This is a genomic window from Xanthomonas graminis pv. graminis, from assembly GCF_030168915.1.
Classification (GTDB): domain Bacteria; phylum Pseudomonadota; class Gammaproteobacteria; order Xanthomonadales; family Xanthomonadaceae; genus Xanthomonas_A; species Xanthomonas_A translucens.
This window is the reverse complement of the sequence record NZ_CP076255.1, coordinates 3,486,580-3,500,688: the sequence shown is the minus strand read 5'-3', so window position 1 is coordinate 3,500,688 and position 14,109 is coordinate 3,486,580. Positions and strand designations below refer to the sequence as shown.

Annotated in this window: 14 protein-coding genes; 5 read left to right on the top strand and 9 right to left on the bottom strand. The window is 68.8% G+C overall.

The genetic code is table 11. The annotated features are described in order from the left end of the window. Positions 1 to 65 precede the first annotated feature (65 nt). The 3 genes from KHF85_RS15205 to KHF85_RS15195 are packed head-to-tail and all read right to left on the bottom strand — an operon-like array spanning position 66 to position 1,615. Positions 66 to 899 carry an MBL fold metallo-hydrolase gene (locus tag KHF85_RS15205; RefSeq protein ID WP_284567304.1) on the bottom strand — a complete coding sequence of 278 codons (834 nt, stop codon included), beginning with the start codon at positions 897 to 899 and terminating at the stop codon, positions 66 to 68. Then, a complete protein-coding gene (locus KHF85_RS15200) occupies positions 896 to 1,246 on the bottom strand; it encodes an ArsR/SmtB family transcription factor (protein ID WP_284567303.1) in 351 nt (116 codons plus the stop codon). Before KHF85_RS15200 ends, KHF85_RS15205 begins: the two co-directional genes overlap by 4 nt. Before the next feature lie 6 nt (positions 1,247 to 1,252). Continuing rightward, positions 1,253 to 1,615, bottom strand: coding sequence for a rhodanese-like domain-containing protein (locus tag KHF85_RS15195; protein WP_284567302.1), 363 nt, complete (start codon positions 1,613 to 1,615; stop codon positions 1,253 to 1,255). Positions 1,616 to 2,113: 498 nt separating this feature from the next. Between KHF85_RS15195 and KHF85_RS15190 the strand changes: the two genes are divergently transcribed. Beyond that, positions 2,114 to 3,040 carry an IS110 family RNA-guided transposase gene (locus KHF85_RS15190; protein WP_284566813.1) on the top strand — a complete coding sequence of 309 codons (927 nt, stop codon included), beginning with the start codon at positions 2,114 to 2,116 and terminating at the stop codon, positions 3,038 to 3,040. 287 nt (positions 3,041 to 3,327) lie between these two features. Here the strand turns inward: KHF85_RS15190 and KHF85_RS15185 are convergent, their stop codons facing one another. From KHF85_RS15185 to KHF85_RS15175, 3 genes are all read right to left on the bottom strand, one after another. Next, positions 3,328 to 4,140, bottom strand: coding sequence for a S1/P1 nuclease (locus tag KHF85_RS15185; RefSeq protein ID WP_284567301.1), 813 nt, complete (start codon positions 4,138 to 4,140; stop codon positions 3,328 to 3,330). Between the two features lie 105 nt (positions 4,141 to 4,245). Further along, positions 4,246 to 4,866 carry an OmpW/AlkL family protein gene (locus tag KHF85_RS15180; protein ID WP_284567300.1) on the bottom strand — a complete coding sequence of 207 codons (621 nt, stop codon included), beginning with the start codon at positions 4,864 to 4,866 and terminating at the stop codon, positions 4,246 to 4,248. A gap of 116 nt (positions 4,867 to 4,982) precedes the next feature. After that, on the bottom strand, positions 4,983 to 5,612 hold the full coding sequence (locus tag KHF85_RS15175; protein WP_284567299.1) for an OmpW/AlkL family protein: 630 nt from the start codon (positions 5,610 to 5,612) through the stop codon (positions 4,983 to 4,985). A gap of 168 nt (positions 5,613 to 5,780) precedes the next feature. Here KHF85_RS15175 and gap point away from each other — a divergent pair, with 168 nt between their 5' ends. Further along, positions 5,781 to 6,782 carry a type I glyceraldehyde-3-phosphate dehydrogenase gene (gap, locus tag KHF85_RS15170; RefSeq protein WP_053838239.1) on the top strand — a complete coding sequence of 334 codons (1,002 nt, stop codon included), beginning with the start codon at positions 5,781 to 5,783 and terminating at the stop codon, positions 6,780 to 6,782. Positions 6,783 to 6,856: 74 nt separating this feature from the next. Here gap and KHF85_RS15165 read toward each other — a convergent pair whose 3' ends face one another. Next, positions 6,857 to 7,333, bottom strand: a complete 477-nt coding sequence (locus tag KHF85_RS15165) for a hypothetical protein (RefSeq protein ID WP_284567298.1) — start codon at positions 7,331 to 7,333, stop codon at positions 6,857 to 6,859. A 52-nt stretch (positions 7,334 to 7,385) separates the two neighbouring features. Beyond that, complete coding sequence (locus KHF85_RS15160) at positions 7,386 to 7,850, bottom strand: hypothetical protein (RefSeq protein ID WP_284567297.1); 465 nt, start codon at positions 7,848 to 7,850, stop codon at positions 7,386 to 7,388. A 253-nt stretch (positions 7,851 to 8,103) separates the two neighbouring features. Between KHF85_RS15160 and KHF85_RS15155 the strand changes: the two genes are divergently transcribed. Beyond that, positions 8,104 to 8,571: a hypothetical protein gene (locus tag KHF85_RS15155; protein ID WP_155742303.1), complete on the top strand. Its 468-nt coding sequence runs from the start codon at positions 8,104 to 8,106 to the stop codon at positions 8,569 to 8,571. Between the two features lie 88 nt (positions 8,572 to 8,659). Here the strand turns inward: KHF85_RS15155 and KHF85_RS15150 are convergent, their stop codons facing one another. Beyond that, positions 8,660 to 9,736 carry a methyl-accepting chemotaxis protein gene (locus tag KHF85_RS15150; protein ID WP_284567296.1) on the bottom strand — a complete coding sequence of 359 codons (1,077 nt, stop codon included), beginning with the start codon at positions 9,734 to 9,736 and terminating at the stop codon, positions 8,660 to 8,662. Positions 9,737 to 9,986: 250 nt separating this feature from the next. Between KHF85_RS15150 and KHF85_RS15145 the strand changes: the two genes are divergently transcribed. Next, positions 9,987 to 12,674: a DUF2339 domain-containing protein gene (locus tag KHF85_RS15145; RefSeq protein WP_284567295.1), complete on the top strand. Its 2,688-nt coding sequence runs from the start codon at positions 9,987 to 9,989 to the stop codon at positions 12,672 to 12,674. Further along, complete coding sequence (locus KHF85_RS15140; protein WP_284567294.1) at positions 12,671 to 14,035, top strand: DUF3999 domain-containing protein; 1,365 nt, start codon at positions 12,671 to 12,673, stop codon at positions 14,033 to 14,035. Before KHF85_RS15145 ends, KHF85_RS15140 begins: the two co-directional genes overlap by 4 nt. Positions 14,036 to 14,109 lie beyond the last annotated feature (74 nt).

Sequence of the window (14,109 nt, the reverse complement as noted above, 5' to 3'; positions counted from 1 at the left end):
CAGTGGCGTGCTGGCCGCTGCGATGGCAGCGCGATCATGCGCGGTATGCCCGCATCCTACCGTCTTCAGCGCGGCGCGGCGTGCAGCTCGTCGGTGCGCCCTGCCTGGATGTTGGCGCGCACGGAGGGCTGCATCAGCCGCGGCGGCCCCAGTGTCGCGTCGCGCGCCTGCCGCAACGCGACGAACTGCGCTTCGCCGACGCCGTCGCGCACGTGGATGTTGTCGCGGCGCTGGGCGCCGATGCTGGTTTCGCAGGCCACCGCGCGGCCGCCGGCGCCGTAGTCGTGGCAGATGAAGACGCGGGTGCAGGCCGGCAGCGCATACAGCCTGTGGATCGAGCGGAACAGCGTCGCCGCGTCGCCGCCGGGGAAATCGCAGCGTGCCGTGCCGCTGTCGGGCATGAACAGCGAATCGCCGCAAAACAGCGCATCGCCGATCAGGTAGGCGACGTTGTCCTCGGTATGTCCGGGCACCGCGATCACCTGCGCCTGCAGCGCGCCGATCGCGAAGCGCTCGCCGTCGGCGAACAGGTGGTCGAAGCCGCAGCGCGCATCGCCGCCGTCCGCGGTCAGGCCGAATTGCGGCGCGAAGCGCGCGCGCACCGCGCGGATGCCGGCGCCGATCGCCAGCGTCGCCTGCGGCCAGCGTTGCTTGAACCATTGCGCGGCGGACACGTGGTCGGCGTGGGCGTGGGTTTCCAGGATCCAGCGCAGCTGCAGGCCACGCGCGGACAGCCGCTCGGCCAGGCCCTGCACCGGCGTGTCGTGCAGCGTGGCGGTCTCCGCATCGAAGTCGAACACCGGGTCGATTACCACGGCCTCGCGGCCGTCTTCGACGACATAGCTCCAGGTGCTGGAACCGGCGTGGTAAAACGGATGGATGTTGGGAACCTGACTCATCGGCCTGCCTTGGCGGGAGAGGAAGGGCCGACGCTGCAGTAGATGCCGTGCAAGGTGTCGAGGATGCGCTGCGCCGGGCCCGGGGCCAGCGAATAGTAGATGGCCTGCCCGTCGCGGCGGGTCTGCACCAGGCCGTCCTCGCGCAGCACCGCCAGGTGCTGCGACAGCGCCGACTGGCTCAGGTCCAGGCGCGTGTTGAGCTCGCCCACCGAGTGTTCGTGGTCCACCAGCAGGCACAGCAGCAACAGCCGCTTTTCGTTGCCGAGCGCCTTCAGCAGGCGCGCGGCCTCGCCGGCATGCGCGCGCATTGCAGCCGGATCCATCGCGGATTGCAGGCGCCGCGCCATCGGACCTCAGAAGGCGACCGGCAGGCCGGCGGCGGTCCAGCCGAGGAAGCCGCCATTCAACGAGCGCACCGCGCTGTAGCCGAGTTGCTGCAGGCTCAGCGCGGCCAGCGTGGAGCGGCCGCCGCTGGCGCAGTACAGCAGGATCGGCTGTTCGCGGCGTGCCAGCGCCGGGTCGTTGTCCAGGCGGAATTCGAGGATGCCGCGCGGGATGTTGATCGCGTTGGGCAGGTGGCCGACGGCGAACTCGCCGGGTTCGCGCACATCGATGATCCATTCGCCGGGCAGCGGCGTGGCGGCGGCGTCGGTGTCGACTTCGTGGATCTGCGGGCGCGCCCGATCGACCAGGGCTTGTGCGGAGGAATGGGGCATTGGGGGGGCTCCGGTGGATGAACGATGTTCATAATATCAGCTGACCCTAATATAATGAATTTCTAATTTATCTAGCAGCCCGCGATTGGGGGCGCCGGCACCGACCGGGTTGCGTCGAACCCGCATCGTGGAGTCGCCGTTTCAAGCCGTTTGTCCTGCCGAGATCGTGCGCTGGGCGCAGGGGCGTGCCGGCCAGGTTCGGTCGCGCGCCGAAGCCCGCCGCATTCCTGTAGGAGCGGCTTCAGCCGCGACAGGCCTTACCGATAGATCCTGTCGCGGCTGAAGCCGCTTGTGTCTGGAGATTGCTCTACAGTTTGAGTGGAGAGCGATGTGCGGCACGCCGACAGGCCGTAGTGTTCAAGCACGTGTAGGAGCCAGGGCGGCCGCACATCGACCTCGTTGCCTAGCCCGAACAGTTGAACGAGCGTTCGCTCGAACTTCACAAGCGTGGGCAGCGACGAGGTGGCTCTCTCCTGTCCCCCAGTCTACCTAACGCTTATGCCTCTTTGGATCGGTATCGATGTGGCCAAGGACACCTTGGCCGTCCACGTGCTTCCCCTGGACCAGTTGCTGTCCTTTCCCAATACCGCCCAGGGCCACCAGCGCCTGTGCGACCACCTTGCCGGGCACTGCGTCGGCAACGCGCTGCTGGAGGCCACCGGCGGCTACGAACGGGCGGTGATGACGGCACTGGCCACGGCAGGGATCCCGGTGACCCGGATCAATCCGCGCCGGGCACGCGCTTTCGCCACGGCCTTGGGCACAACCGCCAAGACCGATCCGCTGGATGCGGCCTTGCTGGCGCGCATGGCTCACCTGGTGCAAGCGCCCGCGCCGGCTCCCGATCCCTTGCGTGAGCAACTGCGCATGCTGGTCCAGCGCCGCGAGCAACTGGTCCAGCAACGTGACGACGAGCGCCGTCGCTTGCATCAGGCGACCCTGGCCATGGTGCGCGCGTGCCTGATCGAGCAGATCGGCGACGTGCGCCGCCGTATCCAGCGGATGAACCAGGCGATCAAGCAGGTGCGGTGCCAGCTCGACGATGCGCTGGCGCACGCCCTGGGCACGGTCCCGGGCATCGGCGAGGTCACCACCGCCAGCCTGATGGCCTATCTGCCCGAACTGGGGACGCTGGATCGTCGCCAGATCGCGGCCCTGGTCGGCCTGGCTCCCTACAACGTGGACAGCGGGCAGCACTGCGGCAAACGCCGCATCCGCGGCGGGCGTGCCACGATCCGACGAGTGCTGTACATGGCCTGTTGGAGCGTTGTGCGCACTCAAGCCTCCTTCAAGGAGCGTTATCAACAGTTACGGGCACGCGGCAAGCCCGCCAAGGTCGCCATCACCGCATGCATGCGCGTGCTGCTTATCCGACTCAACGCCATGGCACGAGATCGCACACCATGGCGTGAGGTTATCGGATGAGAAGACAGTTGCTCCTACACTGCACCCAGCGCGCAAACCGCAAGTTCCTTGTGGGAGCGACTTCAGTGGCGACGAGCGAAGCGCTGGAGGTGCCGCGACCGGGCAGTGTCGGGACTAAAGTCCCTCCTACAGTGCACCCAGCGAGGAGGCTTGTAGGAGCGGCTTCAGCCGCGACAGATCCTACGGTACCTGCGGGTAATGTCTGTCGCGGCTGAAGCCGCTCCTACAGAGAGAGAACGCATCCCGCCGACACGGCAATGGATGCGCCAGCCGCGTCGCCGTTGCGATTACTTGCCCAGCGCCGCGTTCAGCGTCGCCGCCAGATCCGCGCCACCCTGGCGCAACTGCGCTTCGGCGACCGGGCGCCAGGTGGCCATGTAGTCCGCCGGCAGCTTGGCGCCGGGCGGGTAGAAGCCCGGACGCAGCATGATCCGGCACGAGGCTTCGGCCCAGGCCGCTGCCGGCGGCGGCAGCGCGCTGCCGGCAGGCGAGGGCGCCGGCAACGGTTGCGCCTGCAACTGCGCCAGATAGTGCGCTTCGTCCAGGCCACGGCTGCGCAGCAGGCCGCTGTCCCACAGCGCATGCAGGTTGCTGCCCTTGCCCTCGAACTGGATCTGGAACGTGTTGGCGCCCTTGTCGTTTGCGTAGCCGGCGTGCAGCGGCTGCTGGATGTCGCCGGCGAAATGCACCACGAACTTCAGCGCCTCGGTCCGCGCCGCCTGCGGCTGGCTGTGGTCGGCGAGGATCGCGGCCTGGCGGTGCAGCGCCTCGACCACACAGTTGCCGTCGGGACAGTTGCGGGTTTCCTCGTAGTGGCACTGGTCTTCGCCGAGGTTGACGTAGTGCCAGGGGCCGGTGCGCTTGCCCATGTCCGGGTTGCTTTCGCGCAATTGGTCGGCCCAGTTGGCGACGCCGGCCAGGGTCGGCTCGGGTTCGCCCTGCAGCAACTGCTGCACCTGCGCGCGGGCCTGCGGGGTGAGTTGCGCCTCGGCCAGATCGGCGACCAGGCGATGGCCGAGCGGACCCCAGGCGAAGGCGGCGGACGGTGCAGCGGCCAGTGCCGCGGCGAGCGCGGCGGAAACGAAGAGAGAGGATTTCATGCGCGGATTCTAGCCAGCGCCGATGACGTTGCCATGGCCGCGTCATCGTGCCGTTGCGCAACCGCTAAGCCTCGCGTGTGCGCACGCGACGTGCGGCGCAGCGAATCAGAAATACAGCAGGTAGGCGAGCCCGTAGGTGACCGGATCGAGCCTGGCCTTGCCCAGCGTGCCGTTGTCCACGTCCACGTCGCTGCGCATGCTGGTCCAGCGCGCGTCCACGCGCAGCGCGCTGCGCTCGCCGATCGCGAAGTCCACGCCGGCATGCACCGCCGGACCGACGCTGTCCTTGAACGTGACGTCGTCGCGGGAGAACGCGCCCTTGCCGTCGGCGCCCAGGAACGTGGTGTAGTTGAGGCCGACGCCGACGAACGGGGAGATGTCGCCGTTGCCGTTGAAGTGGTACTGCAGCGAGAACGTCGGCGACAGCGCCCAGGCGCTGCCGATGTCGCCGCCCTGTTGCAGGCCGATCTTCTGCTGTCCGACCAGGGTCTGGATCTCCACGCCGAGGTTGCCGCGGAAGAAATATTCGTAGCTGAACGAGACCGCCGGCGTGGCGTCGGCACTGAAGCGCTGCTCGCTGCCGCTCAGGGTGCCGTTCGAGGAGCCGGGCACCATGCCGTGGATGCCGTAGCTGGTGGTGAAGTGGCCGGCCGACTGCGCCGCGGCGGGCAGGGCGATGGCGGCAAGGGCGGCGACGGCGAGACGGCGGAACAGGCGTGGCTTCATTGGGGACCCCGGTGATGGCGAATGGGCGGATGCGAATCCCGGTGTCGGCCCGGCGGCGATCGATCCACATCCTTGTGCAGCGTAGTCTGCCAGAGAAGCGCGGCGGCCGTGCGCCCTCAGAACTTCATCACGTAGGCCAGGCCGTACACCAGCGGATCGATGTGCGCGGTACCCATGCTGGCGCCGTCGACCTTGACCTTGCTGTCGATGTCGGCCCAGCGCAGGTCCACCCGCAGCGCCGATTTGTCGGTGAGCGCGACGTCCACGCCGACGTGCGCGGCCAGGCCCCAGGAATCTTTCAGCGTGAGCTTGGTGCCGGCCAGCGCGCCGGTGGTGTGCTCGCTGAAGAAGGCGGTGTAGTTGAGGCCGGCGCCGACGAACGGGGACAGCTTGCCGGCGCTGTTGAAGTGGTATTGCAGCGAGACCACCGGCGGCAGCTGCCTGGTGCTGCCGACCGTGCCGACGCCCTTGACCGCGATGTCGTGCTTGAACGGCAGCGCGGCCAGCACCTCGATGCCCAGGTCCTGGTGCACGAAGTATTCGAAGGTGACGGTCGGCTTGATGTCGCTGCCGATGCGCAGCGGCAGGGTGCCGCCGGCCAGCGTGCCGTTGTCGGACGTCGGGTTGACCTGGTGGGCGCCGATGCCCACGCTCCAGTCGCCCTGCGATTGCGCCAGTGCCGGCAGGGCGCACAGCCAAAGGGCGGCGGCCAGGCCGGACGGCAGGAGGGGGGACATCTTGCGCATGAGGGTGTCTCGGTTGGGTGTGGCCGCAGTGTCGTGCCGCTGCCGCCATGCTGCCTTGATCCTGATCAAACGCGTCGAACGCGCATGCCCGGCGCGATGCGGTTGGCCTGATAGAATGCTCACCCCCTTCCATCCGCCGCGTCAGGCGCGGCCGCAGGAGCTACTGAAATGGCAATCAAGGTTGGCATCAACGGTTTCGGTCGCATCGGACGCAATGTGCTGCGCTCGGCGGTACAGAATTTCGGCAGCGATATCGAGATCGTCGCCATCAACGACCTGCTCGAGCCCGACTACCTGGCGTACATGCTGCAGTACGACTCCGTGCACGGCCGCTTCGACGGCGAGGTATCGGTCGACGGCAATCACCTGGTGGTCAACGGCAAGAAGATCCGCCTGACCCAGGAACGCGACCCGGCGGCGCTGAAGTGGGACGAGGTCGGCGCCGAGGTGGTGATCGAATCCACCGGCCTGTTCCTGACCAAGGACACCGCGCAGAAGCACCTCGACGCCGGCGCCAGAAAGGTGATCCTGTCGGCCCCGTCCAAGGACGACACGCCGATGTTCGTGTACGGCGTCAACCACGCCACCTATGCCGGCCAGGCGATCGTCTCCAACGCCAGCTGCACCACCAACTGTCTGGCGCCTTTGGCCAAGGTGATCAACGACAAGTGGGGCATCAAGCGCGGCCTGATGACCACCGTGCACGCGGCCACCGCCACGCAGAAGACCGTGGACGGCCCCAGCAACAAGGATTGGCGCGGCGGCCGCGGCATCCTCGAGAACATCATTCCGTCCAGCACCGGCGCGGCCAAGGCGGTGGGCGTGGTGATCCCGGAGTTGAACAAGAAGCTGACCGGCATGAGCTTCCGCGTGCCGACCTCGGACGTGTCGGTGGTCGACCTGACCGTGGAACTGGACAAGCCGGCCACCTACGCCGAGATCTGCGCCGAAGTGAAGGCGCAGAGCGAAGGCGCGCTGAAGGGCATCCTCGGCTACACCGAGGACAAGGTGGTGGCCACCGATTTCCGCGGCGACGCGCGCACCTCGATCTTCGACGCCGACGCCGGCATCGCCCTGGACAGCACCTTCGTCAAGCTGGTGTCCTGGTACGACAACGAGTGGGGCTATTCCAACAAGTGCCTGGAAATGGTCAAGGTGGTGGCGAAGTAAGCCGCCACGCCGCCCACAAAAAAAGCGCCCGAGGGCGCTTTTTTTGTGCTTGCCGGGTGGCGCCGGCGCTGCGATCACTCGGCTTCGATGCGCATGTCCTCGCCGCTGCCGGTGACCTTGACCCGGCTGCCGACCGCCAGCCCGGAGACCTCGGCGCTGGGCTTGGACACCACCACCTGCGACTTGTTGTCGAAGCGGATCTTCACCATGTAGTGCGCGGCCGGGCCGTTGCCGGCGATCTTGGCGCCCACGCTGCGGCCCGCGGCCTCGCCGGCTCCGGCTGCTAGCGTCGTCGCACCGACGCCGACACTATCTCCCCTGCTGCTGCTCTTGATGCCCAGGATGCTGCCGGCCATGCCGCCGAGCTTGGTCGCCGCATCGGTGATCTTCTTGGTGCGCTCGGGAACGTCGGTGCCCTTGTTCTCGATCGGCTCCAGCGCCACGATCTCGCCGTGGCGCGGACCGGCGGCCAGCGTCGGCACGGCCAGCGCCAGCAGCGTCAATGCGATCGCCGGCCAGGCGAGACGGGCGAGCGGCTTCTTTGCGGTCATCGGTGTTGCCCCTGTAGGTATGAATCGGAAAGCCTGCCTGCGGCCGCGGCGTCTACTTCTTCTTCGGCCGGCCCCAGCCGCGGAAGTACGGCTGGCACTTGCTGCCGGCGAAGTCGTAGCGGGTGATGATGCCCTCGGCATTGGCCACGAAAGTGACCTCGCAATGTTGCTCGGTCGGCACGAAGACGGTCTGGCTATGCCCAATCTGCTCGAAGATAGGCGTGTTTCCGTCCATGCCGACGATCCTACCGTCGGTCGTCCAGTAATCCGTGCGGTAGTGCTCTTCGATGCCGAAGTTGTAGGTATAGGCGGTTTCGTGGGTCTCGGTGTTTTCCGAGGTGTACAGACCGCGGTCCACCGGCCACTGCATCATCAGTTCGCCGGCGTCGTGGCCGAGCCAGCTGCGGGCGACGTCTTCGGGACTGCCGAACATGTCGGCCGAGGCCGGCGGCGCGGCGCCGAGCACAAACAGGGCGCACAGCATGGGCAGCACGGGAAAGCGACGGAGCGTTGGCATTGCGAATACGTCCTTGCGGTGGGGGCGGCGATGCCGGATCCATGGGCTGCGTCGGTGGAGCGCGCGCAGCGCGCCGGCGCGTTTTTACCATGCCCGGGGGGTGCCGGCAAGCGGCGCTGGCGGCGCCGGCCAAGCGTGGACATCGGCGCCGACGCATGCGCTAATGCGCCTCTGGCCAGCGGATGTTCCCGCGCTGGCATGACAGGCGATGGACAGGGGGCACACAATGGATGCAAGGAGCGAAACAATGCAGATGAACCGTGTATGGACGGGCGCCCTGGTGCTGGCCGTGGCGATGGCGGCCGCGCTGCCGATGCAGGCGATGGCCAAGAAGCACAGCGGCACGCCGAGCTGGATGAACGCCGATGGCGAGGTCACCAATTCCTCGCAGGTCGAAGCCGGCTACGGCGAGACCGTGAAGGGCGTCAACGATTACGAAGGCGAGATCACCGGCAAGCCGGCACCCGGCAGCAAGTTCACCCAGCTCAAGATCGGCATGCCGATGAAGCAGGTGACCGACCTGATCGGCGAACCCACCGACCAGGGTTCCTATGTCACCGGCAAGGCGTTCATCCCGTTCTTCTACGGCGGCGACCGCTACCGTTACGAACTGGCTTACAAGGGCCAGGGCCGCCTGGTGTTCGCCGGCAAGTCGATGGGCAGCGGCGGCAACCTGATCTGGATCATCCACAACAAGAACGACAGCGGCTACCGCGAATAAGCGGGCGCAGCAGCAAGGCCCGGGCCGCGTCGCGCGCCCGGGCTTTTTTTTGCCTGCGTTGCGGCCGACGCGCAGGCGCCGGGCGCGCCTACAGCGCCTGCAAGATCAGCGAATGCCAGCCGGTGCGGTAGGTTTCGTAGCCGGGCGAGGCCGCATGGGCGATGCAGTGCGGGCGTCCGTTGAGATCGCTCAGCACCGCGCCGCGCGGCTGCTTGAACAGCGCCTCGCGGCCGGCGAAGTCGATCCGCTCCTGCAGCATGCGCCCGGCCGAATCGGCCAGGACCTGGCCGTGCGGATCGACGATGCACACCCGGCTGCGGCCCCATTCCTGCTCCGACAGCGGCGTGCGCTGCACCACCGTCTGCGCCAGCGCGTCCCAGCGGAACACGATGCCGAGCACGCCCAGCACGCGGCCATCGACGCGGCCGCCGTCGCGCACCGTGCACGCATACACCAGCACGCGCTCGCCATCGGCCAGGGTGCTGGCATGCACGCCCTGGAAGCCGAACTCCTCGCCGCTGCGGGTGCGCATGGCGTCCTCGAACCAGGCCTGCGCGGACACGTCGCTGCCGGCCGAGGCGTACTGCTGCGGCCGGCCGTTGGCGAGGATGCGGCCATCGGTGCCGGCCAGCACCAGGTCGAAGTACACCGTGTACGACTCCAGGATCTGGCCCATGCGCCGCGCCGCGTAGGCGAGCGCGTCGTCGCCGCGGCCAGGGCGCGCGGCGGCGACGATGGCCGCGTCGGTCGCCCACCAGCGCACGTCGCAGCTGCGTTCGTAGAGGTTGCGGTCGATCAGGTCGATGTTGCTCAGCGCCAGTTCGCTCAGGCGCGTGCGGCGCACGTCGTCGTCCAGCCGCTGCAGGGTGTGGCGCATGTCGGCGCTGGTGCTGGCGGCGACCTTGTCCAGGTCCTGGGTGGCGTCGGCGACCCGCCGCGACAGCACGTCCATTTCCTGCGCGATGACGCTGAAGCCGCGCCCGGCGTGGCCGATCCGCGCCGATTCGATGCGTGCGTTCATCGAGATCACATGGGTGGTGCGGTTGATCTCGTCGATGCGTTGCAGCGACTGCCGCAGCTGTCCGAGCAGTTGATCGGACAGGCCGACCACGGAGCGGATATGGTCGTCGATGCCCGCTTCGGTGGGGGTGGCTGGCAGATTCATTTGCGCTGTCGGTGGGAGGGGAGAGAACAGCAGGCGCAGCATGGGGTAAGGGAGGTAGCGGCCGCCAATGCAATGGCTTTAGCGCCGATTGTGCTGGCGTCTGTTGCCCAGATGCGTTGCCGCGCCTGGGCTGCGCCGCCCGCGGCCGGGCCGCGGCGAGGCCGAACTCGTCTACCATCTGCGCCAGGACCGGCGTCGCCGGACCATAGGCGCGCACAGCGCGCCGTGCCGCCTTGGGGATGGAATCCGGATGGAAGCGTTGATCGTGCTGGTGGTGTTGGCGGTATTGGCGGTGCCGATCCTGATGATCGTGCTGTGGGTGGCGCTGGCAGGCGTGCGCCGGCGCGTGGCGGCCCTGGAACTGCAACTGGCGCAGATGCGGCATGCCGCGGCGCAGGCGGCGCAGGCCGCTGCCCGATTCGACGCAGCCAGCGATGCCGAGCATACCGAGACCGATGCCCAGCTCGCCGACAACGATGGCGTGGAGGAGCGTCCATTCGTCCCGCTCGCTGCGCTCGTCCCGGTCGTGCCTGTACCACCGCCGCTTCCGCCGCCGTTCGTCGCGCCGGCCGCCGCAGCGAGCGAGGCCGCGGACCCTGCCGCCGCGCCACTGTCGCCGGCACCGCGCGGTCCGGATCCGATCGAGCGGTTGCTGGCCGGCACCAAGCGCTGGTTCACCGAAGGCAACGTGCCGGTCAAGATCGGCATGCTGGTGCTGCTGGCCGGCGTCGCCGCGCTGCTGAAGTACGCCGGCGACCAGGGCTGGCTGCGCGTGCCGATCGAACTGCGCTATGCCGGCATCGCCGCCGCGGCGCTGGCCGGCCTGGGCTTCGGCTGGCGCCAGCGCGAGCGCAAGCGCAGTTTCGCGCTGGCCCTGCAGGGCGGTGCGATCGGCGTGCTGCTGCTGACCGTGTTCGCCGCGTTCAAGCTGTCCGCGCTGCTGCCGGCCGGCGCCGCGTTCGCGCTGAGCATCGTGCTGGTGGCCAGCATGTGCGTGCTGGCGGTGGTGCAGGAATCGCGCACTTTGGCGGTGCTGGCCACCCTGGCCGGATTCCTGGCGCCGATCTGGCTGTCCACCGGCAGCGGCAACCATGTCGGCCTGTTCTCGTATTACGCGGTCTTGAACGCGGCGGTGTTCGCGATCGCCTGGTATCGGCCGTGGCGGGTGCTCAACCTGCTCGGCTTCGGTTTCACCTTCGGCATCGGCACGCTATGGGGCGTGCTGCAGTACCAGCCGGCGAAGTTCGCCAGCACCGAGCCGTTCCTGCTGCTGTTCTTCGCCTTCTACCTGCTGATCCCGATCCTGTACGCACGCCGGCAGACCGCCGTGCGCAGTCCGGTGGTCGATGGCAGCCTGCTGTTCGGCACGCCGCTGGTCGCCTTCTCGCTGCAGGCGTGGCTGTTGCGTGACCAGCAGCTGACGTTGGCGTTGTGCGCCTTGGGCCTTGCGGCGATCTACGCAGGGTTGGCGGCGGCATTGATCCGACGCACGCGGTTCACGCTGCTGGGGCAGGGCTATGCACTGCTGGCGGTGGGGTTTGCCACCCTGGCAGTGCCGCTGGCATTGTCCGCACGCGCCACGGCCAGCGTGTTCGCACTGGAGGGCGCTGGCCTGGCCTGGCTGGGGCTGAGGCAACGGCGATGGTTGCCGCAGATCAGTGGTGCCTGCCTGCAACTGCTCGCCGCCTGGGGATTCTTGACCGGTCTGGATGTGGCCTGGCGCGATACGCATGCACTGGCCAATGCCACCTTCACCAGCGGGATGTTGCTGGCACTGGCCGGCTTCGCCGGTGCCTGGAGCTACCGCCGGGTGCGTTCCGACGCGGCGGCGCTGGCCTATTACCTGTGGGGCCTGATGTGGTGGTGCGGCATCGGCGTCGCCGAGATCCAGCGTTTCGTGGTCGTCGATACACGCGCCGATGCGACACTGGCGTTGTGTGCGGTCAGCGGGTGGCTCGTCGCCGAGTTGCACCGGCGCTGGCCGGCGCCTGCGCTGGCCCTGACCACGCTCGGTGGCTTGCTGCTGGCGCTGCCGTTGGCAGTGTGGCAGGTCGCCTCACACGGACAGCCGTTCGCCGGGTATGGCCCGTTGGTGTGGGCACTGTTCGCGGGCTTGGGCCTGCGCAGCCTGGTCTGCCTGCGCCATAGCGGCGGCACCCCGGCGCGGGCGGCGCAATTCGTCTGGTGGCTGGTGTGGCCAACGGTGGCGTCGCTGTTCGGTGGATTTCTGGCGTTGGTTTTCTCGTTGGCATCCGGCTGGAGCTGGGCGCTGATGCTGGCGCCGTGGCTGCTGGTGGCGGCGCTGTCGCTGTTGCGCTGGAGCTGGCTGGCAGCGCCGCTGGGTACGGCGTTCGCGCCGTGCCGCAGTGCCCTGCAGTGCAGCTATTTCGCGTTATTGGGGATGGCGTGGTCAATCAGCCTGATCGTGCGTGGCGCCAGCGCGCCGTTGCCGTGGGTCCCGTTGCTCAATCCCTTGGAAATGACCCAGCTGTTGTTCCTGGTCCTGGTCGGGCGTTGGATGCGCACGCCACAGCTACCGGCGGTACTGCGCCCGCGGTGCATGTCGTTGCTGGCCGGCGCCGGCTTTCTCTGGATCACCAGCATGACCCTGCACGCGGTGCATCACCTGGGAGGCGTGCCGTGGGGGGCGGTCCTGTCCGACAGCGTGGCGCAGACCAGCCTGACCGTGGTGTGGAGCGTGCTCGGCGTGCTGGGCTGGGTACTCGGCTCGCGCCGCGGCCAGCGCGGCCTGTGGCTGGCCGGTGCGTTGCTGATGGCGGTGGTGCTGGGCAAACTGCTGCTGGTGGATCGCGGCAACCTCGGCAATGTCGCCGGCATCGCCTCGTTCATCGCCTACGGCCTGTTGTGCACCGTGGTCGGCTATTTCGCGCCGGCGCCGCCGCGCGCCACCGAACCGGCCGAGGAGGCCCATCCATGAAACGCCTTATCATCCCGGCAATGCTGCTGGCGTTGCTGCCGCTTGCCGGTTTCGCCGCCAGCCAGCGCGACGACTATGCCCAGCAATGGCCGCTGACCCTGCAGGATCCGGCCGCCGGCGCCTACCGCGTGCAACTGGACGATGCGGTGTACCGCAGCGCGCACCTTGCCTCGCTGGGCGACGTGGAGGTGTTCAACGCCGCCGGCGACCCGCTGCCGGCGGCGCTGTTCGCTGCCGAGCATGCCGAAACCACGCCGCGCCGGCAGCCGCTGCCGTGGTTTCCGCTGCCGGCGGTGGCTGGTGGCGGTGCCGACGACCTGGAACTGATCGCCGAGCGCGATACCGACGGCACTGTGCGCCGCATTCGCACCCGCATTGCCAGCAGCGCCACGGCCAGTGCCGAAGCCGGTTGGTTGATCGATGCCAGCGCGCTGCGCGAGCCGTTGCGTGCGCTGTCCCTGCAGTGGGCCGCCGATGCGCAGCCGCGGCAGGCGCGCTACCGGGTCGAGGCCAGCGACGATCTGCGCGACTGGGAGCTGCTGGTGCCGGAGGCGACCCTGGTCGACCTGGCCAACCAGGGCAAGCGCCTGCAGCAACTGCGCATCTGCATCGATCGGCAGGTGCGCTACCTGCGGCTGCTGCCGTTGTCCTCGCCGCCGCTGCCGACGCTGACCGGGGTGGAGGCCGAACTGGCGCCGGCGCCCGCCGCCGCCGACTGGCACTGGCAGCAACTGGATGCGCTGCACGCCGATCCGGCGCAGCACAGTTTCGACTTCGCAGCGCCGGGCCGCTATCCGGTCGCGCAGCTGGACATCGCGCTGCCCGGCAACAGCGCGATCGAATGGCGCGTGCAGAGCCGCGACAGCGCCGAGGCGCCGTGGCAGGACCGGGCCGGGCCGTGGGTGGCCTACCAGGTCGGCGCCGGCGCCAGTCGCTCGCCGCCGCAGGCGCTGGCGCAGCCGGTGCGCGATCGCTACTGGCGCCTGCTGGCCACGCAGGATCCGGGCCGGCAGCGGCCGGCGCTGCGCCTGGGCTACCAGCCGGAAACCTTGATCTTCCTGGCGCAGGGCGCGCCGCCCTACGCGCTGGCCGCCGGCAGCGCGCGTACCCAGCGCGCCGCCGCGCCGTTGGCGACCACCTTGCAGGCCCTGCGCGCGCAACGCGGGCCGCAATGGACGCCGGCCACCGCCACGCTCGGCGCGGCGGTCCCCCTGGCCGGTGCCGCCGCGCTGCAGGCGCCGGCCACCCCGCGCGACTGGAAGACCTGGCTGCTGTGGGCGCTGCTGGTTGGCGGTGCGCTGCTTGTGGTCGGTTTCGCCTTCAGCCTGTTGCGCAAGCCGGCCGCGCCCGGCGCGGGCTGATTCGGCAGCGGCGCTGCCACGCCACGCGCCTGTGGCGGCGTGGCGGCCTTGCTGCGTACGTCGTTTGGTCCCGC

What these genes read in the sequence shown, in the direction of transcription:
- KHF85_RS15205 (WP_284567304.1), bottom strand. Translation starts at nt 899, where the DNA reads ATGAGTCAGGTTCCCAACATCCATCCGTTTTACCACGCCGGTTCCAGC.
- KHF85_RS15200 (WP_284567303.1), bottom strand. Translation starts at nt 1,246, where the DNA reads ATGGCGCGGCGCCTGCAATCCGCGATGGATCCGGCTGCAATGCGCGCG.
- KHF85_RS15195 (WP_284567302.1), bottom strand. Translation starts at nt 1,615, where the DNA reads ATGCCCCATTCCTCCGCACAAGCCCTGGTCGATCGGGCGCGCCCGCAG.
- KHF85_RS15190 (WP_284566813.1), top strand. Translation starts at nt 2,114, where the DNA reads ATGCCTCTTTGGATCGGTATCGATGTGGCCAAGGACACCTTGGCCGTC.
- KHF85_RS15185 (WP_284567301.1), bottom strand. Translation starts at nt 4,140, where the DNA reads ATGAAATCCTCTCTCTTCGTTTCCGCCGCGCTCGCCGCGGCACTGGCC.
- KHF85_RS15180 (WP_284567300.1), bottom strand. Translation starts at nt 4,866, where the DNA reads ATGAAGCCACGCCTGTTCCGCCGTCTCGCCGTCGCCGCCCTTGCCGCC.
- KHF85_RS15175 (WP_284567299.1), bottom strand. Translation starts at nt 5,612, where the DNA reads ATGCGCAAGATGTCCCCCCTCCTGCCGTCCGGCCTGGCCGCCGCCCTT.
- gap (WP_053838239.1), top strand. Translation starts at nt 5,781, where the DNA reads ATGGCAATCAAGGTTGGCATCAACGGTTTCGGTCGCATCGGACGCAAT.
- KHF85_RS15165 (WP_284567298.1), bottom strand. Translation starts at nt 7,333, where the DNA reads ATGACCGCAAAGAAGCCGCTCGCCCGTCTCGCCTGGCCGGCGATCGCA.
- KHF85_RS15160 (WP_284567297.1), bottom strand. Translation starts at nt 7,850, where the DNA reads ATGCCAACGCTCCGTCGCTTTCCCGTGCTGCCCATGCTGTGCGCCCTG.
- KHF85_RS15155 (WP_155742303.1), top strand. Translation starts at nt 8,104, where the DNA reads ATGAACCGTGTATGGACGGGCGCCCTGGTGCTGGCCGTGGCGATGGCG.
- KHF85_RS15150 (WP_284567296.1), bottom strand. Translation starts at nt 9,736, where the DNA reads ATGAATCTGCCAGCCACCCCCACCGAAGCGGGCATCGACGACCATATC.
- KHF85_RS15145 (WP_284567295.1), top strand. Translation starts at nt 9,987, where the DNA reads ATGGAAGCGTTGATCGTGCTGGTGGTGTTGGCGGTATTGGCGGTGCCG.
- KHF85_RS15140 (WP_284567294.1), top strand. Translation starts at nt 12,671, where the DNA reads ATGAAACGCCTTATCATCCCGGCAATGCTGCTGGCGTTGCTGCCGCTT.